Origin of the sequence: Pseudomonas sp. Irchel s3f7 (assembly GCF_900187615.1) — a bacterium.
Classification (GTDB): domain Bacteria; phylum Pseudomonadota; class Gammaproteobacteria; order Pseudomonadales; family Pseudomonadaceae; genus Aquipseudomonas.
This window is the reverse complement of record NZ_FYDO01000022.1, coordinates 20,832-46,497: the sequence shown is the minus strand read 5'-3', so window position 1 is coordinate 46,497 and position 25,666 is coordinate 20,832. Positions and strand designations below refer to the sequence as shown.

General features: G+C 59.3%; 21 protein-coding genes. 8 read left to right on the top strand and 13 right to left on the bottom strand.

The genetic code is table 11. From position 1 onward, the window contains the following. Positions 1–110: 110 nt before the first annotated feature. Positions 111–875, bottom strand: coding sequence for a GntR family transcriptional regulator (locus CKW19_RS19310; RefSeq protein ID WP_095059395.1), 765 nt, complete (start codon positions 873–875; stop codon positions 111–113). A 290-nt stretch (positions 876–1,165) separates the two neighbouring features. Here CKW19_RS19310 and CKW19_RS19305 point away from each other — a divergent pair, with 290 nt between their 5' ends. Then, complete coding sequence (locus tag CKW19_RS19305; RefSeq protein WP_095059394.1) at positions 1,166–2,356, top strand: benzoate/H(+) symporter BenE family transporter; 1,191 nt, start codon at positions 1,166–1,168, stop codon at positions 2,354–2,356. 116 nt (positions 2,357–2,472) lie between these two features. Here the strand turns inward: CKW19_RS19305 and CKW19_RS19300 are convergent, their stop codons facing one another. Beyond that, a complete protein-coding gene (locus tag CKW19_RS19300) occupies positions 2,473–2,817 on the bottom strand; it encodes a YggL family protein (RefSeq protein ID WP_053157451.1) in 345 nt (114 codons plus the stop codon). A gap of 234 nt (positions 2,818–3,051) precedes the next feature. On the opposite strand from CKW19_RS19300, the gene dacB reads away from it, so the two are divergent. After that, positions 3,052–4,512 (top strand): D-alanyl-D-alanine carboxypeptidase/D-alanyl-D-alanine-endopeptidase, encoded by a 1,461-nt coding sequence (gene dacB, locus CKW19_RS19295; RefSeq protein ID WP_095059393.1) that lies wholly within the window; start codon positions 3,052–3,054, stop codon positions 4,510–4,512. Between the two features lie 123 nt (positions 4,513–4,635). Here the strand turns inward: dacB and CKW19_RS19290 are convergent, their stop codons facing one another. Then, positions 4,636–7,035 (bottom strand): diguanylate cyclase, encoded by a 2,400-nt coding sequence (locus CKW19_RS19290; RefSeq protein ID WP_095059392.1) that lies wholly within the window; start codon positions 7,033–7,035, stop codon positions 4,636–4,638. Positions 7,036–7,160: 125 nt separating this feature from the next. Then, complete coding sequence (rlmKL, locus tag CKW19_RS19285) at positions 7,161–9,431, bottom strand: bifunctional 23S rRNA (guanine(2069)-N(7))-methyltransferase RlmK/23S rRNA (guanine(2445)-N(2))-methyltransferase RlmL (RefSeq protein WP_095059391.1); 2,271 nt, start codon at positions 9,429–9,431, stop codon at positions 7,161–7,163. 529 nt (positions 9,432–9,960) lie between these two features. On the opposite strand from rlmKL, the gene rmf reads away from it, so the two are divergent. Continuing rightward, a complete protein-coding gene (gene rmf / locus CKW19_RS19275; protein WP_003223300.1) occupies positions 9,961–10,176 on the top strand; it encodes a ribosome modulation factor in 216 nt (71 codons plus the stop codon). A 160-nt stretch (positions 10,177–10,336) separates the two neighbouring features. Here rmf and CKW19_RS19270 read toward each other — a convergent pair whose 3' ends face one another. Continuing rightward, a complete protein-coding gene (locus CKW19_RS19270; protein WP_095059390.1) occupies positions 10,337–11,356 on the bottom strand; it encodes a quinone-dependent dihydroorotate dehydrogenase in 1,020 nt (339 codons plus the stop codon). 226 nt (positions 11,357–11,582) lie between these two features. On the opposite strand from CKW19_RS19270, the gene CKW19_RS19265 reads away from it, so the two are divergent. From CKW19_RS19265 to cobA, 5 genes are all read left to right on the top strand, one after another. After that, positions 11,583–12,794, top strand: coding sequence for a CmpA/NrtA family ABC transporter substrate-binding protein (locus tag CKW19_RS19265; protein WP_095059389.1), 1,212 nt, complete (start codon positions 11,583–11,585; stop codon positions 12,792–12,794). Between the two features lie 15 nt (positions 12,795–12,809). Beyond that, entirely contained in the window at positions 12,810–13,385 is a 576-nt protein-coding gene (locus CKW19_RS19260) for an ANTAR domain-containing response regulator (RefSeq protein WP_095059388.1), read from the top strand. Between the two features lie 265 nt (positions 13,386–13,650). After that, complete coding sequence (locus CKW19_RS19255) at positions 13,651–14,862, top strand: NarK/NasA family nitrate transporter (protein ID WP_095059387.1); 1,212 nt, start codon at positions 13,651–13,653, stop codon at positions 14,860–14,862. 7 nt (positions 14,863–14,869) lie between these two features. Further along, the gene (locus tag CKW19_RS19250) at positions 14,870–16,540 is read left to right on the top strand and encodes a bifunctional protein-serine/threonine kinase/phosphatase (protein ID WP_095059386.1); all 1,671 of its coding nucleotides are present in this window, start codon (positions 14,870–14,872) and stop codon (positions 16,538–16,540) included. A gap of 57 nt (positions 16,541–16,597) precedes the next feature. After that, the gene (gene cobA, locus CKW19_RS19245) at positions 16,598–17,371 is read left to right on the top strand and encodes a uroporphyrinogen-III C-methyltransferase (protein ID WP_095059385.1); all 774 of its coding nucleotides are present in this window, start codon (positions 16,598–16,600) and stop codon (positions 17,369–17,371) included. A gap of 77 nt (positions 17,372–17,448) precedes the next feature. Here the strand turns inward: cobA and CKW19_RS19240 are convergent, their stop codons facing one another. The 8 genes from CKW19_RS19240 to ppsA all read right to left on the bottom strand — a co-directional run bounded on the left by CKW19_RS19240 (position 17,449) and on the right by ppsA (position 25,558). After that, entirely contained in the window at positions 17,449–18,477 is a 1,029-nt protein-coding gene (locus CKW19_RS19240; protein WP_095059384.1) for an OmpA family protein, read from the bottom strand. A 107-nt stretch (positions 18,478–18,584) separates the two neighbouring features. Continuing rightward, entirely contained in the window at positions 18,585–19,175 is a 591-nt protein-coding gene (sigX, locus tag CKW19_RS19235) for an RNA polymerase sigma factor SigX (RefSeq protein ID WP_015096065.1), read from the bottom strand. Between the two features lie 90 nt (positions 19,176–19,265). Beyond that, complete coding sequence (locus CKW19_RS19230; protein ID WP_008048604.1) at positions 19,266–20,090, bottom strand: mechanosensitive ion channel domain-containing protein; 825 nt, start codon at positions 20,088–20,090, stop codon at positions 19,266–19,268. A 2-nt stretch (positions 20,091–20,092) separates the two neighbouring features. Then, the gene (locus CKW19_RS19225; protein WP_064678886.1) at positions 20,093–20,341 is read right to left on the bottom strand and encodes a hypothetical protein; all 249 of its coding nucleotides are present in this window, start codon (positions 20,339–20,341) and stop codon (positions 20,093–20,095) included. Positions 20,342–20,404: 63 nt separating this feature from the next. Further along, complete coding sequence (locus CKW19_RS19220; protein ID WP_095059383.1) at positions 20,405–21,400, bottom strand: zinc transporter ZntB; 996 nt, start codon at positions 21,398–21,400, stop codon at positions 20,405–20,407. 26 nt (positions 21,401–21,426) lie between these two features. Then, positions 21,427–21,918: a ribonuclease E activity regulator RraA gene (rraA, locus tag CKW19_RS19215; RefSeq protein ID WP_053157411.1), complete on the bottom strand. Its 492-nt coding sequence runs from the start codon at positions 21,916–21,918 to the stop codon at positions 21,427–21,429. 135 nt (positions 21,919–22,053) lie between these two features. Continuing rightward, on the bottom strand, positions 22,054–23,043 hold the full coding sequence (locus CKW19_RS19210) for an alpha/beta fold hydrolase (protein WP_095059382.1): 990 nt from the start codon (positions 23,041–23,043) through the stop codon (positions 22,054–22,056). Positions 23,044–23,236: 193 nt separating this feature from the next. Beyond that, positions 23,237–25,558: a phosphoenolpyruvate synthase gene (ppsA, locus tag CKW19_RS19205; protein WP_371856314.1), complete on the bottom strand. Its 2,322-nt coding sequence runs from the start codon at positions 25,556–25,558 to the stop codon at positions 23,237–23,239. Positions 25,559–25,666: the final 108 nt, after the last annotated feature.

Genomic DNA, 25,666 nt, shown 5'->3' with positions numbered 1-25,666 from the left:
GGGATTTTTATTGCCTGCCCTAACGTCATCGCCAGCAAGCCGGCTCCTACAATGATTCACGCCGCTCTTGTAGGAGCTGGCTTGCCAGCGATGGGACGCGACGTGATCTTTCAGAGCTTGGCAGTCGAACGCCCAGGCTTCTTGGTCTGCAACAAGTGCGAGAACACCGCGTGCAAATCATCCGACGCACTTTCTTCGTCGAGGTTGAGTTTGCTGTCGATGTGATCCATGTGATGCATCATCAGATTCACGGCCAACTCAGCGTTGCGAGCCTCGATGGCATCGATCAGCTGGGTGTGCTCGTCGTAAGAGCAGTGAGAACGGTTGCCGCTTTCGTACTGGGCGATGATCAGCGACGTCTGGGATACCAGGCTGCGCTGGAAACTGATCAACGGCGTGTTTTTCGCCGCCTCGGCCAGTTTCAGGTGGAATTCGCCCGACAAACGGATACCGGCACCGCGATCGCCACGGGAGAAGCTGTCGCGCTCATCGTTGACCATCTGGCGCAACTCGGCGATCTGCTCGGCGGTAGCGTGCTCAACGGCCAGTTCGGTGATCGCTCGCTCCACCAGACGCCGGGCCATGAACACCTGGCGGGCTTCTTCGACGCTCGGGCTGGCGACTACCGCGCCACGATTCGGACGCAACAACACCACGCCTTCATGAGCAAGACGCGACAGGGCGCGGCGAATGATGGTGCGACTGACCCCGAAAATTTCCCCCAGCGCTTCTTCGCTCAACTTGGTGCCGGGCGCCAGGCGCTGTTCGAGGATAGCCTCGAAGATATGCGCGTAGACGATATCGTCCTGAGTACCGCTGCGACCTGCTTTGCCTGCTCGCGGTTGTTTCTTTAGGGGTTGCAACTGTTCGTTCATGGGCGCTCGAATCGGGAAAACTGCGGCGAATTGGCGGTGGCTGTAATACGGCACAGTGGGTCGCTGGCAAGTATCGCGTAAAAAACACCGCGATTGTACACAATGAAAGGTGGCAACACGACTGTACGGCTGAATGTCGCCTTGGCTGTATCGCAACGTCCAGTTCCTTTTGAGTTTAGGCTTAAACCCGAAATCCGTGATTTGCGCACAATTTCTGTAGGCGCTGCCGAAGGCTGCGCCTACGCAGGGGATCGCAGACATTTTCATCTGTATTAAGGAACATAGCCGTCATGAATGACGCCACGCACACGCAATTGCGCCCACTCGCCGATACCTCGCCTTCCGCGATTGTCGCCGGATTCATCGCCATGATGACGGGCTATACCAGTTCCCTGGTGCTGATGTTCCAGGCCGGGCAAGCTGCCGGACTGACGAGCGGGCAGATTTCTTCGTGGATCTGGGCGATTTCAATCGGCATGGCGGTATGTTCCATCGGCTTGTCCCTGCGTTACCGCACCCCCATCACCATCGCCTGGTCGACCCCGGGCGCGGCGTTGCTGATTACCAGCCTGGGCGGTGTCACTTATGGCGAAGCCATCGGCGCCTACATCACTTGCGCCGTGCTGGTAACCCTCTGCGGCCTGACCGGCAGTTTCGAGCGCCTGGTGAAAAAGATCCCGGCCTCATTGGCTGCCGCGTTGTTGGCCGGGATTCTGTTCAAGATCGGCAGCGAAATTTTCGTCGCGGCTCAGCATCGCACCGCCTTGGTGCTGGGTATGTTCTTCACTTACCTGTTGGTCAAGCGCCTGTCGCCACGCTATGCCGTGCTGGCGGCATTGTTGATCGGCACGGCCCTGTCGGGTCTCATGGGCCTGCTGGACTTCAGCGGATTCCACCTGGAAGTGGCCACGCCCGTCTGGACCACGCCGCATTTCTCCCTGGCCGCGACCATCAGCATCGGCATCCCGCTGTTCGTGGTGGCCATGACCTCGCAAAACATGCCCGGTATTGCCGTGTTGCGCGCCGACGGCTACACCGTGCCAGCCTCGCCGCTGATCACCACCACCGGCATCGCGTCGTTGCTGCTGGCGCCGTTCGGCTCCCACGGGATCAACCTGGCGGCCATCAGCGCGGCGATCTGCACCGGGCCCCACGCCCATGAGGATCGCAACAAGCGCTACACGGCGGCGGTGTGGTGCGGGGTTTTCTACGGGATCGCCGGGGTGTTCGGCGCAACACTCGCGGCGTTGTTTGCCGCGCTGCCCAAAGAACTGGTGCTGTCGATAGCGGCACTGGCGTTGTTCGGGTCGATCATCAACGGCTTGAGCATCGCCATGAGCGAGGCGAAGGAACGTGAAGCGGCGCTGATCACCTTCATGGTCACGGCATCGGGGCTGACGCTGTTTTCCATCGGTTCGGCGTTCTGGGGAATTGTCGCGGGGGTTATTACATTATTGATTTTGAATTGGCGTAAAGCCTGAAAGATCGCAGCCTCGTTCCACTCGACAGCTCCTACAGGATTACACCGCCCCGAAGGCTGCGATCTTTTGATCCACGAAAAAAAACGGCGACCCGAAGGTCGCCGTTTTTTTCAGTATCACTTAGCCGCGTTGATCGGCTTTTCCGGATACCAAACGTCCAGCAGCGGGCTGATTTCAGCCTTGGTCAGCTCGGAACGGTTTTTCAGCCAGGCTTCAACAGCAGCGCGCTGCTCTTCGGAGACCGAGCCACGCTTCTGCAGGCATACCAGACCGAAGTCGTCGCCGCCAACATAACCCAGACCATTGGCTTCCATGGCTTCTTTGATGAAGGCTTCGAGGAAAGCGTCAATGGCTTCTTCGGACAAATCTTCCTTGAAATCCAGGTTCAGTTCGAAACCCAGCTCTTGAAATTCATCGACGCACAATTTTTTGCGCAGACGCTGGGAACGGTTAGTCGCCATTGGAACAATCCTCATAAGTAATAACGGGCCGCACTTTAGCATTTTAAGCCGGCGATTGCCCGACTCTCTGGGCCGCGACGTCTACCGTCGGTAAAAAAATAGCGGGCAAGAGGACCAAGGCACGGCACAAGTCATGACACCTTGGGGCATAATGCCGACACTTTCATGACCATTGAGGGAATTTATCTTCATGCCCTCACCTTATTTTCCCTCGGCTGTAGGGTTTTATTACAGATGATCAAATCTTTGCGCTCCTTGTTTCTGGCCGGTCTTCTTCTGCCCCTGGCCTTCCCGGTATCCGCTGCAACCATCAACACCGCCCTCACGCCCAATGTCGAAAAGGCCCTCAAGGCCAGCAAGTTGCAGGACAACGCCCTGTCGCTGGTGATGATTCCCCTCACCGGTCCCGGCAATGCGACGGTGTACAACGCTGATGTGTCGGTCAACCCGGCCTCCACCATGAAACTGGTCACCACGTATGCGGCCCTGGAAATGCTCGGCCCCAATCACCAGTGGAAAACCGAGTTCTACACCGATGGCACGCTCAGCGGCGGCATCCTCAACGGCAACCTCTACCTCAAGGGCGGCGGCGATCCCAAGCTGAACATGGAAAAACTCTGGCTGCTGATGCGCGACCTGCGCGCCAACGGCGTGACCCAGGTCACCGGAGACCTGGTGCTGGATAAAAACTTCTTCGTGCAACCGCAACTGCCCGAGTTCAACGACGACGGCAACGACGATAACAAACCGTTCCTGGTCAAACCCGATTCGCTGCTGGTCAACCTCAAGGCCCTGCGCTTTGTCGCGCGCAACGACTCGGGCAAGGTGCTGGTATCGGTAGAGCCGCCGATTGCCAGCATCCGCATCGACAACCAGGTCAAGGCCATCAACGGCAAGCAATGCACCGGTGGCGTGCGTTACAACCCGGTGACTCAGCCCGATGGCAGCGTGACCGTGACGGTCGGCGGCCAATTGGCCGAAGGCTGCAGCTCGCAGACTTACCTGTCGCTGCTCGACCACGCGACCTATACCGCCGGCGCCGTGCGCGCCATCTGGAAGGAGCTGGGGGGCAGCATTCAGGGCAAGGACGTTCTGGCGCCAACGCCTAAAAATGCCAAGGTACTGGCTCGGGCCTTTTCACCAGACCTGGCGGAAATCATCCGCGACATCAACAAATACAGTAACAACACCATGGCCCAACAGCTGTTCCTGAGCCTTGGCCAACGTTTCCGTACCGACGCCGATGGGGATGACGCCAAGGCAGCCCAGCGTGTCGTGCGTCAGTGGCTGGCGAAAAAAGGCATCACGGCGCCGCATCTGGTGATGGAGAACGGCTCTGGCCTGTCCCGTGCCGAACGCGTCAGCGCCCGGGAAATGGCTTCGATGCTGGAAGCGGCATGGCACAGCCCGTATGCCGCCGAGTACATCAGCTCGATGCCGATTGCCGGGACCGACGGCACCATGCGCAAACGCCTGAAGACCACCGCGATGCGCGGTGAAGCCCACGTCAAGACCGGCACCCTGAACACCGTCCGCGCCATCGCCGGTTTCAGCCGCGACGTCAACGGCAACACCTGGGCGGTGGTGGCGATCCTCAACGACAAGGCTCCGTTCGGCGCTTCGTCAGTGCTGGATCAGGTGCTGCTGGACCTGTATCGCCAGCCGAAACTGCCACAGACGGCTTCGACGCTCTAAACACGGCATTGCCTTCCGTAGGAGCAAGCTTGCTCGCGATAGCGGTATGACAGTCAACATCACTGTTGAATGTAAAACAGCTATCGCGAGCAAGCTCGCTCCTACAGGGATTGCAGGCAATTCTTAGTTTATCTCCGCCTCAACCCGATCCCTTCCTGCCTGCTTCGCCGCGTAAACCCCCGAGTCTGCGCGCAGCAGCAAGGCATCCACGCCCTCCCCGACCCGCCAACTGGCAATGCCGAAACTGGCGGTGACCGTTCCGACGCCTTCGATCGGTGAACTGCGCAACCCTTGCCATAACTGCTGGGCCAACATATAGGCTTGCTCGCCGCTGATGTCCGGGCACAGCACCATGAACTCTTCACCGCCCAGACGACAGAACACGTCCGTGCGACGTAACCGATGACCGATCCGCTCACACACCACCTGCAAGACACGGTCACCGACGGCATGACCATGCTGGTCGTTGATGCGCTTGAAGTGGTCGATGTCGAGCATGATCACCGACAACGCCCCTCCACCACGCTCCACCCGCGCCATTTCAGTGATGAGACGCTCCTGGAAGTAGCGGCGATTGTGGATACCGGTCAGGGAGTCGGTGATAGACAGCGCACGCAATTCCTCTTCCACGCGCTTCATGTCGGAAATGTCCGAGATGTAGCCATGCCAGAGCACGCCGCCACCGGGCAGTTCCTCCGGCGTCGCTTCGCCGCGCACCCAGCGCAGACCACGCGAAGGCAGTTGCACGCGATACTCCTCGCGCCAAGGGCTGAGGGTGTCGGCCGAGGCCCGGATCGAAGCGCGGACTCGGGTGGTGTCCTGAGGATGTATCCGGCTGAAAATCGCTTCGGCATCGAGCAACAGAACGTCCGGGGCGAGTTCGAAGATCTCGCGAATACCGTCGCTGGCATAAATCACGCTGAAGCGTCCGTCGAACTCCATCTTGAACTGATAGATGCCACCGGGCACATGGGCGCTGAGTTTTTTCAACAGCAAGTCTCGAGCGGCCAGTGCCTCATGCACCCGTTTGCGCTCAGTGATGTCGATGCAAACCGCCAGGTGCCCGACCCACAGCCCCTGTTCGTCAAGCACCGGCGTGGCCAGCATGTTGACGGTCAAATGGCTGCCATCGCCACGAACCAGTGTCCATTCCCGCGCCTCGTGTCCGCCTTCGTCTTCGCCCTCCACCAGCATCGCCTGACAGGTCGGCACCGGTTTACCGTAGCGCACGCTCAGTTCTGCCGAACGGGCCACCAACTCCCGAGGCAGGTGCAGGCTTTCCAGGGTCATGCGGCCCACCACCTCGGCGCTGGCATAGCCGAGCATTTGCTCGGCGCCGGCGTTGAAGGTGCTGATGACGCCGCGCAGGTCGGTAGCAATGATCGCCACCTGAGTCGCGGCGTTCAGCACGCTGCGCAACTGACCATGGGTGCGGCGCAGTTCCTGCTCGCGATCTCGTAACTCCTGGGTGCGCTGCTCGACCAGTTTCACTGCCCGTTGCCGTTGACTCACCAACACATAAAGCAGCGCACTGAGTAACGCGCTGAGCAAACCGCCCAGCACCACCAGACTGCTCACCGACGAATGATTGGCCTGCACGAAAGCGTCGCTGGGCTGGATATCGACTTGGTATTCATGGTCGGCAAGGCGCAGCAAACGGGTGGACGACAGCTCGCTGACGGCCGGTGGATTGGGCGATTCGAACAGGACTTCGTGCTGATCGTCGATCGACAAATCGAGAATGCGGACCGAGAGATAATCACGGCTCGCCTCTGGCAACCCGTCCGCCAGCAATTGCCGCATGCTGATCACCGCCACCACATAACCATAAGGTTTCGTCGCTGCCGTATCCCGGCGATTGCGCTGCGTGACCGGTGCGACCAGCAACACACCTCGCGCATAAGCTGCTTCGACGTTCACCAAATGTATCGGTTGCGACACCGCCATGCCGCCATGTTGATCGGCCCGTTCAAGCGTCGCGCGACGCATCGACTCCGACAGCAAATCGTAACCGAGGGGCGAAGCGAGCGTGCTTTGGGTCTGGCTGTAAAGCACCGCCACGTACTCATCCCGCTCGGCCGCCAATTGCAACTGGCCGTCAGCATTGAGTTCGCGCACAGAGAAATGACTCAAACCCTCATCCCCTACACGCTGCTCGAACGCGGACCGCTCGGCACGGCTGACCCGCTCGGCGTAGAAGTACCTCTGGGTGCGATGCAATAAAGGTTGGGTGTAGCCATCGAATTCCGCTCGGGACACCGAATCGGAGTTGGAAAAAAATCGGCGCAGGCCATCGAGGCGCTGTTCCTGATCTTCAAAACGTTCTTCGATACGGCTGTAACGTTCACTGGCCAGCAGTTGGAAACGTTGCCGCAATTGTTGGTGGAACAGGTTCTGCGTCGACCACGCCAGCAAGCCCGTGAGAATCCCGCCGATCAGCAAAACCAGCATCGCGACCAGCCAGGCCGAAACGTCTTCACTGATAATGCCCAGGATCTTGGGACGCACGGCGTGCAACGACATAAAACGCAACTCACAACGCCAGGTGCGGGAAAGCCCTTTGGCCATGAGTTGAGTTATAGCTATTAGCCACTAATTTGACCAGCGCTGTAGGCGCGAGCTCTGCTCGCGCCTACAGCGTCTGCGTATCAACGTGCCATGATTTTCCAGGCACGGTGGATCTTGGCGTTGCGCGCAAAATCCGGGTCGATGGTCTGGGCGGTGATTTCCTCGACGGCGTAACGCTCGCTGAGGTTCGGCTCCAGTTCGAACTTGCGGAAGTTGTTGGAGAAGTACAACACCCCACCTGGCGCCAGTCGTGCCATCGCCAGGTCGATCAACTGCACCTGATCGCGTTGCACGTCGAAGATGCCTTCCATGCGCTTGGAGTTGGAGAACGTCGGCGGATCGATGAAGATCAGGTCGTACTCGTCACGGCTGGCGTCAAGCCAGGCCATCACATCGCCCTGCTCCAGACGGTTCTTGTCAGAGAAACCGTTCAGCGCCAGGTTGCGACGTGCCCAGTCCAGGTAGGTTTTCGACAGGTCGACACTGGTGGTGCTGCGCGCGCCGCCCTTGGCTGCATGTACGCTGGCAGTGGCGGTGTAGCAGTACAGATTGAGGAAACGCTTGCCGGCCGCCTCTTTCTGAATGCGCATGCGCATCGGACGATGGTCGAGGAACAGACCGGTATCGAGGTAGTCGGTGAGATTCACCAGCAGTTTGATCCCGCCCTCATTGACCTCGACGAACTTGCCCTGTGCCGCCTGGCGCTCGTACTGCTTGGTGCCGCTCTGACGCTCGCGGCGCTTGACCACCACGCGGCTCTTGTCGATGTTCAACGCCTGCGGAATCGCCGCCAGGGCATCGAACATGCGCGCCGAGGCTTTTTCCGGATCGATGGATTTCGGTGCGACGTATTCCTGGACGTGGACCCAATCGTGATACAGGTCGATGGCCATGGAGTATTCCGGCATGTCGGCATCGTAGACGCGATAGCAATCAATGCCCTCACGCTTGACCCACTTGCCCAACGCCTTGAGGTTCTTTTGCAGGCGGTTGGCAAACATCTGCCCGCCTTCGCTCAGGCGCGGCTGCTCGATCACCGGGGCCGGGGCTGGAGCCGGCTTGATCGGGTTGCCGTTTTTGTTGTACTGGCGCTCTTGCGGCTCGCTCGGTGCCTCATCGTAAGCCGCCTGTTCACGCTCGGCCTGACGCTGTTCCGGCGTGCGACGCTCGCCCGTGACGAATTGATCCGGCAGTACCTTGATCAGCAGCAGCTTGCACGGCAACGCGCCGTTCCAGAACGAATACTGCTTGTGGCTGCGGATGCCCATGCGCTTGCCCAGGTCCGGCGCACCGGTGAACACCGCCGCTTCCCAGTTCAGGCAGGCCTGACGCAGGCGTTCGCCGAGGTTCTGATAGAGGTAGAGCAGGCTCGCCTCATCGCCCAGACGCTCGCCGTATGGAGGGTTGCAGATCACCAGACCTTTCTGGTTCTGGTCCGGACGCGGCTCGAAGGTCGCGACTTCGCCCTGGTAGATCTTGATCCACTCGCTCAGACCGGCACGCTCGACGTTGTTGCGACCCGGTTGAATCAGGCGGGGGTCGGCTTCGTAACCGCGAATCCACAGCGGTGGCTTGGCCAGACCGGCGGCAGCGCGCTCGGACGCTTCCTCGTGCAGCTTCTTCCACAGCGCTGGCACGTGACCGAGCCAGGCGGTGAAGCCCCACTGCTCGCGGCGCAGGTTCGGCGCAATATCGGCGGCGATCATCGCTGCTTCCACCAGGAATGTACCGACACCGCACATCGGGTCGGCCAGTGCGCCGCCTTCGGCCGCAATGCGAGGCCAGCCGGAACGGATCAGGATCGCTGCCGCGAGGTTTTCCTTCAGTGGCGCCGCGCCTTGCTGCAGGCGATAGCCACGCTGGTGCAGGCTATGGCCGGACAGGTCGAGGGAGAGAATGGCTTCGCCACGGTCCAGACGCAGGTGAATGCGCAGGTCCGGGTTGAGCTTGTCGATGGATGGACGGTCGCCCTGCGGGGTGCGCAGTTTGTCGACGATGGCATCCTTGACCTTCAACGCACCGAAGTGGGTGTTGTCGATGCCAGAGCCGTGGCCGCTGAATTCGACGGCCAGGGTGCCGTCGTTGAGCATGTGGTCTTGCCACTCGATGTCCAGCACGCCGTGATAGAGGTCTTCGGCGTCCTTCATCTGGAAACGCTTGAGCACCAGCAGCACGCGGTTGGCCAGACGCGACCACAGGCACAGGCGGTAAGCGGTTTCCATGGTCGCCATGCCGCGCACGGCAGACGTGTGCTCACGCGCCTCCTCAAGGCCAAGCCCGACGGCTTCCTCGATGAGCAGGCCTTCAAGGCCTTTGGGGCAAGTGAGGAAGAGTTCGAAACGATCGGACATGGGAATTCCAGAACCTTTAGCTGAGTGACCGGGCAACGCATTGCCGGTCCGGGTTTCAATCAGGCGCTTTTCTCGAAGAGCGCCCGCGTGGCACGAAGGTGTGCCGTTCCACCCTTGCTGCCCGGGTTAAATGAGCTTAGATGCAAGGACAGATAAAAAAGTTGAAGCAACAAAATGTCATAAACCGACCCTTCGTCGAATAATCCTTCCCGACAACGGGAGGCATTCTCACCGAAGGATTAACTCAATCATCTAACGCAGGGCCGATCATACCGGGGTTTGACGAATAAAAATGGCACAAACATCGTGTTACTTAGTGCCATACCACATTAACGGTTACGTCCTTATGACAAAACGATCATTCCCTCGATGTGACGCATTGGTTAGAACTCAACTCAGGTTGGCGCCGCAATGACGCCAACACCTTGGCTCGTCACGCCGGCAACGAGCCCCAACGGCAGAGTTTTTCTGCCTGACCTCGATAGAGGTCGACGCGATACATACAGTCAACAAGTGAGGGCAACACCCTATGAGAAGACTTAAGCGTGATCCGTTGGAAAGAGCATTTTTGCGCGGATATCAATATGGCGTTGGTGGCAAATCCCGTGAGCTTTGCCCATTTACTCTACCGTCGGTACGTCAAGCCTGGATTAACGGCTGGCGAGAAGGACGCGGCGACAACTGGGACGGTATGACCGGCACTGCGGGAATCCACAGACTCAACGAACTTCACGCCGTCGGCTAATTACAGGGCACAACACTCCGACACGACAATCTGATTTGTACTGAATTAACCACGCACGTCCCATCCGGACGGCGGGCTCCGGCCCAGGGGCTCCTTTAAAGGAGCCCTTTTTTATGCCTGCCAGAAACCCAATTCTGCCGAAGGCTGCGCCTACCAGGGGTCAGCGGAGTGCCGCGATGGCGTCGACAGACTCGCGAATCAGCGCCGGGCCTTTGTAGATGAAGCCTGAGTAGATCTGCACCAGGCTCGCACCCGCAGTAATTTTCTCTGCCGCATGTTTGCCTTCGGTAATCCCGCCCGCCGCAATAATCGGCAGGCGACCACCCAGTTCCGATGCCAGCACGCTCACCGTGTGGGTGCTCTTGTCGCGAACCGGTGCGCCGGACAGACCGCCCGCCTCGTCACCGTGCTCCATACCTTCGACGCCCACGCGGCTCAGGGTGGTGTTGGTGGCAATGACCGCGTCCATACCGGTTTCGATCAGCGCTTGTGCAACCTGCGCGGTTTCTTCGTCGGTCATGTCCGGTGCGATCTTGATCGCCAGCGGCACATGCTTGCCATGACGCAGCGCCAGTTCCGCCCGGCGCTCGGCGAGATCGGCCAGCAACTGCTTGAGCGAATCGCCGAACTGCAGGCTGCGCAGGCCCGGGGTATTCGGCGAACTGACGTTGACCGTCACATAGCTGGCATGCGCGTAAACCTTGTCCAGGCAAATCAGGTAGTCATCGACCGCACGCTCTACCGGTGTATCGAAGTTCTTGCCGATGTTGATGCCCAGCACGCCCTTGTACTTGGCCGCAGCCACGCGAGCCAGCAGGTGATCGACGCCGAGGTTGTTGAACCCCATGCGATTGATGATCGCCTCGGCTTCCGGCAGACGGAACAGGCGTGGTTTCGGGTTGCCCGGCTGCGGACGCGGGGTGATGGTGCCGATTTCGACAAAGCCGAAACCCAGCTGAGCAAAACCGTCGATGGCCGCGCCGTTCTTGTCCAGACCGGCGGCCAGACCCACCGGGTTCGGGAAGTCCAGGCCCATGACATTCACCGGCACCTTCGCCGGCGCCTTGCACAGCAAGCCGTTGAGCCCCAGACGCCCGCCTGCGCCGATCAAGTCCAGGGACAGATCGTGGGAGGTTTCCGGGGAAAGTTTGAACAACAGCTGACGGGCCAGGGTGTACATGGGCGGGTTGACTCGATTGGCGGCGAAATGAGGAGGCGATTATAGCCGGGCATGTGGGTCGCAAGCGAGGCGCGCAGTGAAATCAGACGGGGATGGCATATGCCTTGCACCGGTTCAGCCATCAGCACGCATGCCGACGGCGGAATGCGTGCAAGGACAATGGCGTCGTCACCCGGCCTTATCAGTAGAGGCTGGGGACGACGCTTTTTTTGAAGGTGCGAAATCGATGAACGAACCATCAGCCGACCCTCTGGCCTGGGTCAATGGCAGCGACGCCCCGGAAAAGACTGAAATCAATCTCGGCTTCATGGCCCTCAGCGATTGCGCCTCGGTCGTGGTCGCCGCCACTCAGGGCTTTGCTCAACCCTACGGCCTGACCCTGAACCTCAAGCGCCAGTCGTCGTGGGCCAATCTGCGGGACAAGCTGGTCAGCGGCGAACTGGATGCCGCCCACAGCCTGTACGGTTTGATCTACGCCGTGCACCTGGGCATCGGCGGTATCGCAGCGACCGACATGGCAGTGCTGATGGGCCTGAACCAGAACGGTCAGAGCATCAACCTTTCCCATGGCTTGCAGGCGCTGGGCGTGACCGGTCCTGAGGCACTGGAACGGCATGTGCACCAAACTCGCCCAAAACTGACCTTCGCGCAGACCTTTCCCACCGGCACCCATGCCATGTGGTTGTATTACTGGCTCGCCAGTCAGGGAATTCATCCGTTACAGGACGTCGACAGCGTCGTGGTGCCACCGCCGCAAATGGTCGCGCACCTGCAGGCCGGGCGCATTGATGGTTTCTGCGTCGGCGAACCTTGGTCCGCCGCTGCCGTTCAACAGGGGCTGGGCTTTACCCTGGCGACGACGCAGACCCTCTGGCCCGATCATCCGGAAAAAGTCCTCGGCTGCACCCGCGCGTTTGTCGAGCAATACCCCAACACCGCCCGGGCATTGGTGATGGCGATTTTGCAAGCCAGCCGCTTTATCGAAGACAGCACCGAGAACCGCCGCAGTACCGCGCAGTTGTTGAGCGCGCCGCAGTATCTCGACACGCCGGTAGACTGCATCGAACCGCGACTGCTCGGCGACTACACCGACGGACAGGGCAATCAATGGCAAGACCCGCACGCGCTGCGTTTCCATGGCAAAGGGCTGGTCAATGTGCCGCACCTGTCCGATGGCATGTGGTTCATGACCCAGTTCCGTCGCTGGGGTTTGTTGCGGGACGACCCGGACTACCTGGCAGTCGCCCGTCAGGTCCAGCAACTGGATTTGTACCGGGACGCTGCCACCGCGGTCGATGTCGCGTACCCGGACAAGGAAATGCGCAGCAGCCAGTTGATCGACGGCAAGGTCTGGGACGGTTCAGACCCGGCCGGCTATGCCCGTAGCTTCAAGCTGCACGCCATGAGCGATCACTCGCCCCTTCTCGCCAGCCGCTGACAAGAGACTGCGAATATGTTGCGAATCCTGCTGATCAACGACACCGCGAAGAAAGTTGGACGCCTGAAAGCGGCCCTCACCGAAGCAGGGTTTGAGGTCATCGATGAATCGGGCCTCACCATCGACCTGCCCGAGCGCGTCGAAACGGTGCGCCCGGACGTGATTTTGATCGATACCGAGTCACCGAGCCGCGATGTCATGGAACAAGTGGTGCTGGTCAGCCGCGACCAGCCACGACCGATCGTGATGTTTACCGACGAACACGACCCGGTCGTGATGCGCCAGGCGATCAAGTCCGGGGTCAGTGCCTACATCGTCGAAGGCATTCACGCACAACGCCTGCAGCCGATTCTCGACGTCGCCATGGCGCGCTTTGAAAGCGATCAGGCCCTGCGTGCGCAATTGAATGCCCGCGACCAGCAACTGGCCGAACGCAAGCGCATTGAGCTGGCCAAGGGGCTGCTGATGAAGCTGAAAGACTGCAACGAGGAAGAGGCCTACACCCTGATGCGCCGCCAGGCCATGAGCCGTCAGCAGAAGCTGATCCAGGTGGCGGAGCAGATTATTGCCATGAGCGAGTTGCTGGGTTGACCCAAAAAGATCGCAGCCTTCGGCAGCTCCTACCGTTGGCATGCGTACACCCTGTAGTAGCTGCCGAAGGCTGCGATCTTTTCCCCTGCGCCAGAAAAATCCGCATGTGGCACAAATCTGGCTAAGTAATCACCACAGGTAACCAACGGCGGTTGCCCAATCTACGACAAAGACGTCGCTCACCTCGTTTGCCTCAAGGCGAATCAGGTGGCGGCGTTTTTTTGTTTTGGCTCCCGTTCGAGACTCCTATCAGCTGAGGTGCGCGATGAATTCAAGCTTCTGGAAATCCGGCCATACCCCGACCCTGTTCGCGGCCTTCCTCTATTTCGACCTGAGCTTCATGGTTTGGTACCTGCTGGGCCCCTTGGCGGTGCAGATCGCCGCCGACCTGCACCTGACCACCCAACAACGCGGGCTGGTGGTGGCCACGCCGATCCTGGCCGGGGCCGTGCTGCGTTTTGTCATGGGCATGCTGGCTGATCGCCTGTCGCCGAAAACTGCCGGCCTGATTGGCCAGGTGATCGTCATCTGTGCACTGTTCGGTGCCTGGAAACTAGGCATTCACAGCTACGAGCAAGCGCTGCTGCTGGGGTTGTTCCTCGGCATGGCTGGCGCGTCGTTCGCCGTGGCCCTGCCACTGGCATCGCAATGGTATCCGCCGCAGCACCAAGGCAAAGCCATGGGCATCGCCGGTGCAGGCAATTCGGGCACCGTGCTCGCTGCATTGATTGCGCCGGTACTGGCTGCCGCATTCGGTTGGAGCAACGTATTCGGTTTCGCCGTGATCCCGCTGATTTTGACCCTGATCGTGTTCGCCTGGATGGCCAAGAACGCGCCCGAGCGGCCAAAAGCCAAGTCGATGGCTGACTACTTCAAGGCGCTGGGTGACCGCGACAGTTGGTGGTTCATGTTTTTCTACAGCGTGACCTTCGGCGGCTTCATCGGCCTGGCCAGCGCCCTGCCCGGCTACTTCAACGACCAATATGGCTTGAGCCCGGTCACCGCCGGTTACTACACCGCTGCCTGCGTGTTCGGCGGCAGCTTGATGCGTCCTTTGGGCGGCGCCCTGGCCGACCGATTCGGTGGCATTCGCACCCTGCTCGTAATGTACACCGTGGCAGCGATCTGCATCGCCGCCGTCGGTTTCAACCTGCCTAGCTCCTACGCAGCGCTCGCCCTTTTCGTCTGCACCATGCTCGGTTTGGGTGCAGGAAACGGGGCGGTGTTTCAGTTGGTACCGCAGCGTTTTCGCCGCGAGATCGGCGTGATGACGGGTTTGATCGGCATGGCCGGCGGCATCGGTGGCTTCGCGTTGGCGGCAGGCATGGGCGCCATCAAGCAAAGCACCGGCAGCTATCAGATGGCGTTGTGGTTGTTCGCCAGCCTTGGCGTCCTCGCCTGGTTTGGCCTGCACGGTGTGAAGCGACGCTGGAGAACCACTTGGGGTTCGGCCGCCGTGACCGCTGCTCGGGTCTGAGGCATTCATGAGCCTGCAACTGAGTTTCGCCGAAGCCAGCGCCATCGGCCCGCGCGATGAAAATCAGGACGCCCTGCGCCTGGTCACGCCGGCCGCTGAGCTGGCGGCCAGCAAAGGCTACCTGTTCGCCATCGCCGACGGCGTCAGCCAATGCGCCGATGGCGGTCTCGCGGCTCGCTCGACCTTGCAGGCCCTGGCGCTGGACTACTACGCCACGCCAGAGACCTGGGGCGTCGCCCAGGCGCTGGATCGGCTGTTGCTGGCTCAGAACCGCTGGTTGCAGGCCAATGGCGGCGGGCAACCGCTTCTGACCACCGTTAGCGCTCTGGTGCTGCGCGGTCGGCGTTTTACCCTGGCCCACGTCGGCGATTGCCGGGTCTATCGCTGGCACGCCGACCAGTTGCAGCGAATCAGCGAGGATCACGTCTGGGACCAGCCGGGCATGCAACATGTGCTGAAACGGGCGCTGGGGCTGGATCAGCATTTGGTGCTGGATTTCCTCGACGGTGAACTGCGCGTCGATGAGAGCTTCGTGCTGCTCAGTGACGGCATCTGGGCGGTCCTGGGCGACACCGCGATTGCCGCCATCCTGCGCGATCAACCGGATTTGCCCAGCGCCGCGCAAACCCTGGTCAGCGCCGCCCATTTGGCTGGCAGCCAGGACAACGCCAGCGCTCTTTTGGTGCGGGTCGATGCTTTGGGTGAAACCAACATCGGTGATGCTTTGATCCACTTGCAGCAATGGCCGTTGCCTGCGGCGTTAAAACCAAGGCAGGAATTCGAAGGCTGGCACGTCGAGGGGATCCTCGCCCAAAGCCAACAATCACTGCTCTATCGGGTGCGCGACGCTCACCAACAGGCTTGGATATTGAAAACCTTGCCAGGTCGCCTGCACGACGATCCTCAGGCTGCGCAAGCCTTGCTGTCGGAGGAGTGGTTTCTCAAGCGCGTGGCCGGACGGCATTTCCCCGAGGTCCATGCCGCTGGCCAGCGTCAACATTTGTACTACGTGATGCGCGAATACCCGGGAACGACGCTCGCCCAGCTTCACGACAGCACCGGCCCGCTGCCATTGGCTCAATGGCACGACTTGGCCGAACGCCTGTTGAGAGCGGTCGGGATGTTGCATCGCCGGCAAATCCTGCATCGCGATATCAAACCGGAAAACCTCCTGCTGGGTGATGACGGCGAACTGCGCCTGCTGGATTTCGGTCTCGCCTACTGTCCCGGGCTCTCCGAAGATCAGCTCGCGACCTTGCCGGGCACACCGAGCTACATCGCGCCTGAAGCTTTTCGCGCACAGCCACCGACAGCGCAACAGGATCTGTATTCCGTCGGTGTGACCTTGTACTTCCTGCTCACCGGGCATTACCCCTACGGTGAAGTCGAAGCGTTCCAGCGCCCCCGTTTTGGCGTGCCCGTCAACGCCGGCCGCTATCGTCCGGACCTGCCGGAATGGGTCGCACAGAGCCTGGAGCGCGCAGTGGCCGTAGACCCCGGTCATCGCTTTGAAACGGCAGAAGAGTGGTTACTGCTGATGGAGCAAGGAGAGCGCCGCAGCCTGAGTGTGCGACCCAGGCCACTGCTTGAACGCGAACCGATAAAGGTTTGGCGGACATTGGCGTTGGTGTCGTTGTTGGCCAATTTAACCCTGCTGTATTGGGTGCTCCATGGCTGAGTTTCTTTCGATTGTGTATTTGAAAACCGATTGCCGTCATCCCGTGAGGAAAACACTATGAGCGCGAAAGTCTGGCTGGTGGGTGCGGGTCCTGGCGATCCGGAATTGTTGACCCTCAAGGCTGTACGGGCATTGAGGGAAGCCGATGTCGTGCTGATCGATGATTTGGTCAACGAGGCCGTGCTGGAGCATTGCGCGACGGCGCGGATTATTCCCGTGGGCAAACGGGGTGGCTGTCGTTCGACACCGCAGGCGTTCATTCATCGCCTGATGTTGCGTTATGCCCGCCACGGCAAATGTGTGGTTCGGCTCAAGGGCGGCGACCCGTGCATTTTTGGCCGGGGTGGAGAGGAAGCGCAGTGGCTGCGCGAGCGCGGGGTGGAAGTCGAACTGGTCAATGGCATCACCGCAGGGCTGGCCGGTGCGACGCAATGCGACATCCCGCTGACCCTGCGAGGCGTGGCGCGAGGCGTGACGCTGGTCACCGCCCACACTCAGGATGGCAGCTGTTTGAACTGGCAGGCGCTCGCTCAAAGCGGCACAACCTTGGTGATTTACATGGGCGTGGCAAAACTGAGCGAAATCCGCGAACAACTGCTCAAAGGAGGAATGGCGATGGACATGCCGGTAGCGATGATTGAAAACGCCTCCCTGCCCCATCAGCGCGAATGCCGGAGCAATCTGACATCAATGGAAGAAGACGCCTACATCTTTGAGCTTAAGAGCCCGGCTATTCTTGTGATCGGTGCGGTGGCGGCGGCCTGCGCAGAAGCAGGCATCCCCGAAGAAATCCTGTCGATGGAAACATGCGTTATAGATCAGCGTGCCTGATTAGCCGATTACTGCATTAAATCGCAGGCAAAGAAAAGCCCGGCCTAAGCCGGGCTTTTCTCAGAGCTGCGAGCTAATTACTTAGCTTCAGCTTCAACCTGCGCTTCTACGCGACGGTTTACAGCACGGCCAGCGTCAGTAGCGTTGTCAGCAACTGGGCGGGATTCGCCGTAGCCAACAGACTGAACGCGGGACGATTCAACACCGTACTCGGTGGTCAGAACTTGCTTAACGGCGTTTGCACGACGCTCAGACAGTTTCTGGTTGTAAGCGTCAGGACCGACGGAGTCAGTGTGACCTTCAACAGTAGTGCTGGTGGATGGGTACTGCTTCATGAAGTCAGCCAGGTTCTTGATGTCGCCGTAGCTGTCTTGCTTAACAACAGCTTTGTCGAAGTCGAACTTGACGTCCAGCTCAACACGAACAACTTCAGCAACTGCCGGGCAGCCGTCAGCGTCAACAGTTACGTTGGCTGCGGTGTCTGGGCACTTGTCAACGTTGTCGCAAACGCCATCGTTGTCGCTGTCGGAGCAGACTTCAGCTGGTACTGGAGCTGGAGCTGGCTTGGAGCCGCCACCGAAGTTCACACCGATACCGACGCTAGGAGCCCACTCGGTGTTGCCCTGGTCGATGTTGTACTGAGCTTCAACGCCAGCACGGGCGTAGAAGTTGTCAGTGAAGTACAGCTTGGCACCGCCACCAACGTTGGCGAAGGTCGAACGGTCACGGCTGTTCGAACCGAACTGGTCGATGCTCTGGTCGGAGAAACCGGCCGAGACGTATGGACGCAGCATGTCACCTGGGTTATTGAAGTGGTACAGAGCGTCCAGAGCGGTGTTCGCGCCCTTTACGTTCTGGCCGTCTTTGGTAACGGCGTTGTGAACTTCGTCGTAGGCCAGACGCAGTTCAACGTCGTCAGTCAGGAAGTAACCGATCGAACCGCCCGGATTTACGCCGTCGTTCTTGAAGTTACGGTCGGTATCGAAATACTGTTTCTTTGCGTAGCCTTCGATTTCAACTGCGCCTTGGCCCTGTGCCAGAGCGCCGAACGAAGTGGCGGCAATAAGAGAACCAATGGCAAAGCCCAAGGTGTTTTTCAGTTTCATCCGTTAAATCCCCATCTGGTGATTGTGAAGCAGTCCCGCAAACCGGGGGACAACTCGGCGACAAGTCTAACAGAACTTGCCTAAGCGTAAGAGATATTTGCGCCGAACTAAGTTTCAGCAATGCCTGCAAATTTCTCACGCAATTTATCTAGAGCGCGTTTGTACCGCATTTTTGTTGCACTCAAACCCATGTGCATTATGTCTGCGATTTCCTGAAACTCCAGCTCTGCGACAAATCGTAGCACCAAAATTTCACGGTCAATCGGGTTCACATACACCAGCCAGCGATCGAGCCCGCCCTTTTCCTCAGGTTTCGGCGTCTTTTCTTCGGACGCTTCCTCGAGGGGGTCAAGACTCAAAGCGTCCATCAAGCGACGCTTTCGCCGTTCCTTTCGATACTGTGTGATGCATTCGTTGTACGTGATGCTATATAGCCATGTCTTGAACTTCGATTTGCCTTCGAAGTTCTTCAGGCCATACAGCACCTTCAACATGACCTCCTGACAGACATCATCTGCGTCGCGATCGTTCCCAAGGTATCGTGCACACACGTTAAATAATGTTCGCTGGTAACGCCGCATCAGCTCTTCATAGGCGCGCGTTACGTGAAACAGCTCGGTATGCGAGCGCGCGACCAACTCCTCATCAGAGAGCTCGCGGGGGTCGTAGCGCATGGATAGCGATTGGGCTTTATTCAAAACAAGTCGGGCCGACAGTCAGGTCAATGTCCGCCGCAACCAGCGTCAGCTGGAATTTTGCGGCGGCATACATTAGCAGGGTTTGCCGGATTAGCGGCTACTCACATGCTGCTCGAGAAGGATCCGATTGGAAAGAGAGACTAGCTCACCTTCATCGGTCAGCAATGTGGTTTTAACCGTGCCGATCTCTTCGATCTGCCCTTCGACCTCGCCCACTCGCACTTGTTGCCCAACCTGATACAGCTCACGCACATAGATTCCAGCGAGAATCTGACCGGCAATTTCCCGGCTTCCCAACCCCATTGCCAGCGCAACCGCCAGACCAACGGTAATCAATACGATTACGATCACATGGTTCAGCAGGTCAGTCTTGACCTCCAACTGACTGATCGCAACCGAAATACTGATGATAATCACCAAGCCCTGGGCAATTCGCCCAAGTCCTGAAGCGTAGTCCAGTCCTACGCCTTCTGCCGCACCGCGCACCAGCCCATTGGCCAATTGCGCCAGCAAAACACCCACCAGCAACACCAGCGCGGCACCGAACACCTTCGGCAAATACAACGCCAACATATCCAGCGTAGCTGAAACTCGCTCAAGTCCAAGAGATTCTGCGGCAGAAACCAGAAAAATCAGCAGAACGAACCAATAAACGATCTTGCCGATCAAGGTCGAGATCGGTACTTGAAGTCCGGCACGGGAAAGCAATTTAGTCAGACCGGTGCCGCCCATCAGGCGATCAAGGCCCAGTTTGGCGAGCAACTTGGACAGCAAGGTGTCCAGCAATTTAGCGACGACAAAACCCAACAGCAGCACAACCAGTGCGCCGAACAGGTTCGGAATGAAGTTCGCAACCTTGGTCCACAACGCAGTCATTGCAGTGACGAGGCTCTGAGTCCAGAGATCAAGTTCCATGTTCAATCAGCCTTATCAGCAGTGCGAGCGGTAGGTTTACGATGACGGGAAACCGGTGAAACGTGGGCCGATCCGTTGTTCAGGGCGATCATCAGCGCAGGCAACCAGCGGCCCAGGAGGCTGAACAAATCACCGGCGCCGACCTGACGGTTGGCGGTTTTCAGCACACGGCCAAGGCACGCATCGTCGTCCCGGGTGGACGGTGATGCCTTGAGCATGTCGCGCAAAGACTGTTCAAACGGATCGTGCATACGCACCTCTCGTGATGTCTGTGAAAGACGCGGCCAAATTTGCTCGGGTCACATGCTTCATTTTCAAACCCAGCGCAAACGTCGGAACAACCACCACTGCCCGAGTGCTACCGAGAGCATCAGCGTGCACGCGACAAGGAAGCCATAGGGGCTTTCGGAAAACGGAATACCCCCGACGTTGATCCCCAGCAGCCCCGTCAAAAAACTCATCGGCAAAAATATCCCGGTGATGATCCCGAAGCGGTACATCGTGCGGCTCATGCGCACGCTCAAACGCCGGTCTTCAGCCTCAAGGACCAGCCCCACCCGCTCCCGGGTCAATTCCAGTTCCTCAAGATAACGGGTCAGGCTGTTGTTCAATTCGTTCCAGTAATCGCCGTCATCCTCGACAAACCAGGGCAGTTTGATTCGCGTGAGCTGACCGAAAATATCCCGCTGCGGCGCCAGAAAACGCTTCAACGCGGCAGCCCGGCGACGGATCTGTAAAACCGCTCCGTGCTCGGGAGTATACCGTTCGTCGGCATCGATCTTTTCTTCTTCTGCATCGACCACTTCCGAGAGGTCGCTGACCAGATCCTGCACCTTGTTGGTGAGGTATTGCGCCATACACAGGATGAGTTCGGAGGCGGTTTTCGGCCCCTTGCCCTCTTCCAGCTGTACCAGCAACTCTTCAGTGGCGCGCAGGGGACGTAGACGCAGGGAAATGACGCGCCGGGCTGAACCGAAGATCCGCACCGAGACCATGTCTTCAGGCTCGGCGCCAGGATTGAGGTTAACCCCGCGTAAAAAGAGCAGCAGTTCGCTGTCCGAAAGCTGCAAAAGTCGCGGACGGGTGTTTTCTTCAAGCAACAGGTCGCAGTTGAACTCGCTTAAACCGCTGGATTGACGCAACCACGTCCGGGTTTGCGGATGACTGCGATCCCAATGCAGCCACAGGCTTTCATGGGGCTGCATCTGCAAGTCATCGAGTTCCGTCCGGGCTATCGAACGCGCGCCGCCTCTACCGTCCAGCACGAGGGCATGCACCAGCCCCCATTGCGCGTTTTCTTCCTCGAACATCCGCATTCCTTTAGTCAATCGGCGCTTTATTCAGGCATTTTCAGCGGGCTTGGCGAGATGATCACGCCGTTGTTATCCGCGTAGATGTATTGACCCGGATGGAAGGTCACGCCGGCAAAGGTCACGGCCACGTTGAGATCACCGATACCGCGTTTGTCGGTCTTCATCGGGTGACTGGCCAGTGCCTGAACCCCCAGATCGGTTTGCGCGATGACATCGACATCACGGATGCAGCCGTAGATCACCAGCCCTTCCCAACCGTTTTTGGCGGCTTTCTCGGCCAACATGTCGCCCAACAGCGCGCGACGCAGCGAACCGCCGCCATCGACCACCAGGACTTTGCCATTACCTTTGAGTTCGACTTGCTCCTTGACCAGCGAGTTGTCTTCGAAACACTTGATGGTCACGATTTCGCCGCCGAAAGAATCACGGCCACCGAAATTGCTGAACATCGGTTCCAGCACCTGCACCAGCTCCGGGTAGGCGTCGCACAGGTCAGGCGTGAGGTAATGGTTCATCGAGAAACTCCTGTAGAGAGAAACAGCACGAACATCACGGGTGAATCAGTCATCGAAAATGACCAGAACAGCTCAATGCGTCATATCTTAGCCGCAAGCCGATCAGAGCGAAATGCCCTTGTTAGAGCATCAGGCTCAGATTGCCGTGGCCAAATCCTGTTGAGCGCCCGGCAATGGTGCCTGCGGATCCGCCAACCAGCGAGCGACCAAGGGCCAGACTTCCGCCTGAGCAGCCTTGCTGACGAGCATTTCAACGTGACCGAAATTGTCGGTAAAGCCCTGCTCACGTCCCAGGTTGATGAATTGCTTGTGCTCGGAGCCGATTTGCTCGAACAACTTGCGGCACGCCCAGGCCGGGTCCTGATGGTCACCTGCGGCACTGACGGCCAGTACGGGTAATTTGACCTCGGCCAATCCCGCCCACCAGTCCTTGTCAGCGTCGCCAAAGCGTCCGAACAGGCCAAACCAGCGCATGCTTTCCAGGGCCAGGCCGATGGGCTCGTCCTCCGGGCCGCGCTTGAGACGTGAACCGGACAATTGTGCAAAACGCTTGAGCAGGAAGCGGCCACTCCACTCCACTGGCGGGATTTTCAACGGCCAGTAAGTACGGCTGACTTGCGTCCCGAAAAACGCCGCAGAGGCAACCACCGGCTCACCGATGTACTCGCCACCCAGTGCAGCCGCCAGCGTAATGCCGCCCAGTGAATGGCCGATCCAGTGGGGAGTCTGCCCGCTCTGTTCGCGCACAAACGCGCCTATGGCCGGAAGATCGTAGCGGGCATAGTCGGCGACGCCGTTCTTGCGGTAGTTCTGGTTACGCTGGGACAAGCCGTGACCGCGCATTTCCGGGACCCATACATCGAATCCCTGGCGGGCCAGATGAGCGCCAAGCCCAAGGCCTTTGGGCGAAAACCAGAAGCGTCGATTGGAAAAACTGCCGTGCAACAGGATCACCGGCACGCCACGGGTGGCCGGTTCATCGGCCATGCCAAGGCGGGTCACAGCCAGTTCGACCGTGTAGTCGGGGCTGTTACCGGGTTTCAAGCGGTATACGTCTTCGCTCAGATCACCGCGCCGTTCGGCGCTGATCAAGGCGACAGGAAATAGGTTGCTGCTGCTTTGCATAATCTCTTGCACAAAAAAGGGCGGCATCCAGAGGAGCCCGCCCTACTTCAATCTCAAAAGACCGCCCCTGCAGGAGCGAACTTGCTCGCGATGGATGCCAACGATAACGCGTCTATCCTGGATAAACGGGGTGTCGTGACGTCCATCGCGAGCAGGCTCGCTCCTACAGGGAGAGCGGCCCGTTCACACTAGATCAGGCCGTAGCTTGACCTTCCGCCAGGAAGAACCAGGTTTCCAGTACGGAATCGGGGTTCAACGAAACGCTTTCGATGCCCTGTTCCATCAGCCACTTGGCCAGGTCTGGGTGGTCCGAAGGGCCCTGACCGCAAATGCCGATGTACTTGCCGGCCTTGTTGCACGCGGCAATGGCGTTCGCCAGCAGCTTCTTGACCGCCGGGTTACGCTCGTCGAACAGGTGCGCGATGATGCCGGAGTCACGGTCCAGGCCCAGGGTGAGTTGGGTCAGGTCGTTGGAGCCGATGGAGAAACCGTCGAAGAACTCGAGGAATTCTTCAGCCAGAATGGCGTTGGACGGCAGTTCGCACATCATGATGACGCGCAGTCCGTTTTCGCCACGGGCCAGGCCGTTTTCGGCCAACAGGTCGACCACCTGGCTCGCTTCACCCAAAGTACGGACGAACGGCACCATGATTTCGACGTTGGTCAAGCCCATCTCGTTGCGCACACGCTTGAGCGCACGGCATTCGAGTTCGAAGCAGTCACGGAACGCTTCGCTGATGTAACGCGAAGCGCCACGGAAGCCCAGCATCGGGTTTTCTTCTTCCGGCTCGTACAGCTTGCCGCCGATCAGGTTGGCGTATTCGTTGGACTTGAAGTCCGACAGACGCACGATGACCTTTTTCGGCCAGAACGCAGCGGCCAGGGTGCTGATGCCTTCAACCAGTTTCTCGACGTAGAAGCCGACTGGATCGTCGTAACCGGCGATGCGCTTGTCGACGCTTTCCTTGATGTCCAGCGGCAGACCGTCGTAGTTCAGCAGTGCTTTAGGGTGCACGCCGATCATGCGGTTGATGATGAACTCCAGACGGGCCAGGCCCACACCGGCGTTCGGCAGCTGCGCGAAGTCGAAGGCGCGGTCCGGGTTGCCGACGTTCATCATGATCTTGAACGGCAGATCAGGCATGGCGTCCACGGAGTTCTTCTTGATGTCGAAACCCAGTTCGCCTTCGAAGATGAAACCGGTGTCGCCTTCAGCGCAGGAAACGGTCACGCCCTGGCCGTCTTTCAACAGCTGGGTGGCGTTGCCGCAACCGACCACGGCCGGGATGCCCAGCTCACGGGCGATGATCGCCGCGTGGCAGGTACGGCCGCCACGGTTGGTGACAATCGCGCTGGCGCGCTTCATGACCGGTTCCCAGTCCGGGTCGGTCATGTCGGAAACCAGTACGTCGCCTGGCTGGACCTTGTCCATCTCGGACACGTCTTTGATGATGCGAACCTTGCCGGCGCCGATGCGCTGGCCGATGGCACGACCTTCCACCAGCACGGTGCCGGTCTCTTTCAACAGGTAACGTTCCATGACGTTGGCCTGGGTGCGGCTTTTCACGGTTTCCGGACGGGCCTGCACGATGTACAGCTTGCCGTCGTCACCGTCCTTGGCCCACTCGATGTCCATCGGGCACTTGTAGTGCTTCTCGATGATCATCGCCTGCTTGGCCAGTTCGCTGACTTCGGCGTCGCTCAGGCAGAAACGTGCGCGCTCGGCTTTGTCCACGTCGACGGTCTTCACCGAACGACCGGCCTTGGCTTCGTCGCCGTAGATCATCTTGATGGCTTTGCTGCCCAGGTTGCGGCGTAGGATCGCAGGACGACCGGCAGCCAGCGTACCTTTGTGGACATAGAATTCATCCGGGTTCACCGCGCCTTGTACGACGGTTTCACCCAGGCCGTAGGCGCCGGTGATGAACACCACGTCACGGAAGCCCGACTCGGTATCGAGGGTGAACATCACGCCGGCAGTGCCGGTTTCGGAGCGGACCATGCGCTGTACGCCAGCCGACAGGGCGACCAGCTTGTGGTCGAAGCCCTGGTGCACGCGATAGGAAATGGCGCGGTCGTTGAACAGCGAAGCGAACACCTCTTTGGCGGCGCGAATAACGTTTTCGACACCACGGATGTTCAGGAAGGTTTCCTGCTGACCGGCGAAGGAAGCGTCCGGCAAGTCTTCGGCGGTAGCGGAAGAACGCACGGCCACGGCCACGTCAGGGTTGCCGGCGGACAGCGCGGCGAACGCGGTACGGATTTCAGCATTCAGTTTTTCAGGAAACTCGGCTTCCATGATCCATTGACGAATCTGGGCGCCGGTTTTGGCCAGGGCATTCACGTCTTCGACGTCGAGGGCATCAAGGGCGTCGTGAATCTGCTGATTCAGACCGCTCAGTTCCAGGAAATCACGATACGCCTGAGCGGTCGTGGCGAAGCCACCGGGCACCGATACACCGGCACCTGCCAGGTTGCTGATCATCTCGCCCAGGGATGCGTTCTTGCCCCCCACGTGCTCAACGTCGTCTTTGCCGAGCTTGTCGAGGGAAACTACGTACTCTACCAAGGTGATCTCTCCACTAACTGTGTTGGAAAAGCTCAGAAGCCGGCGCTCTAAAGG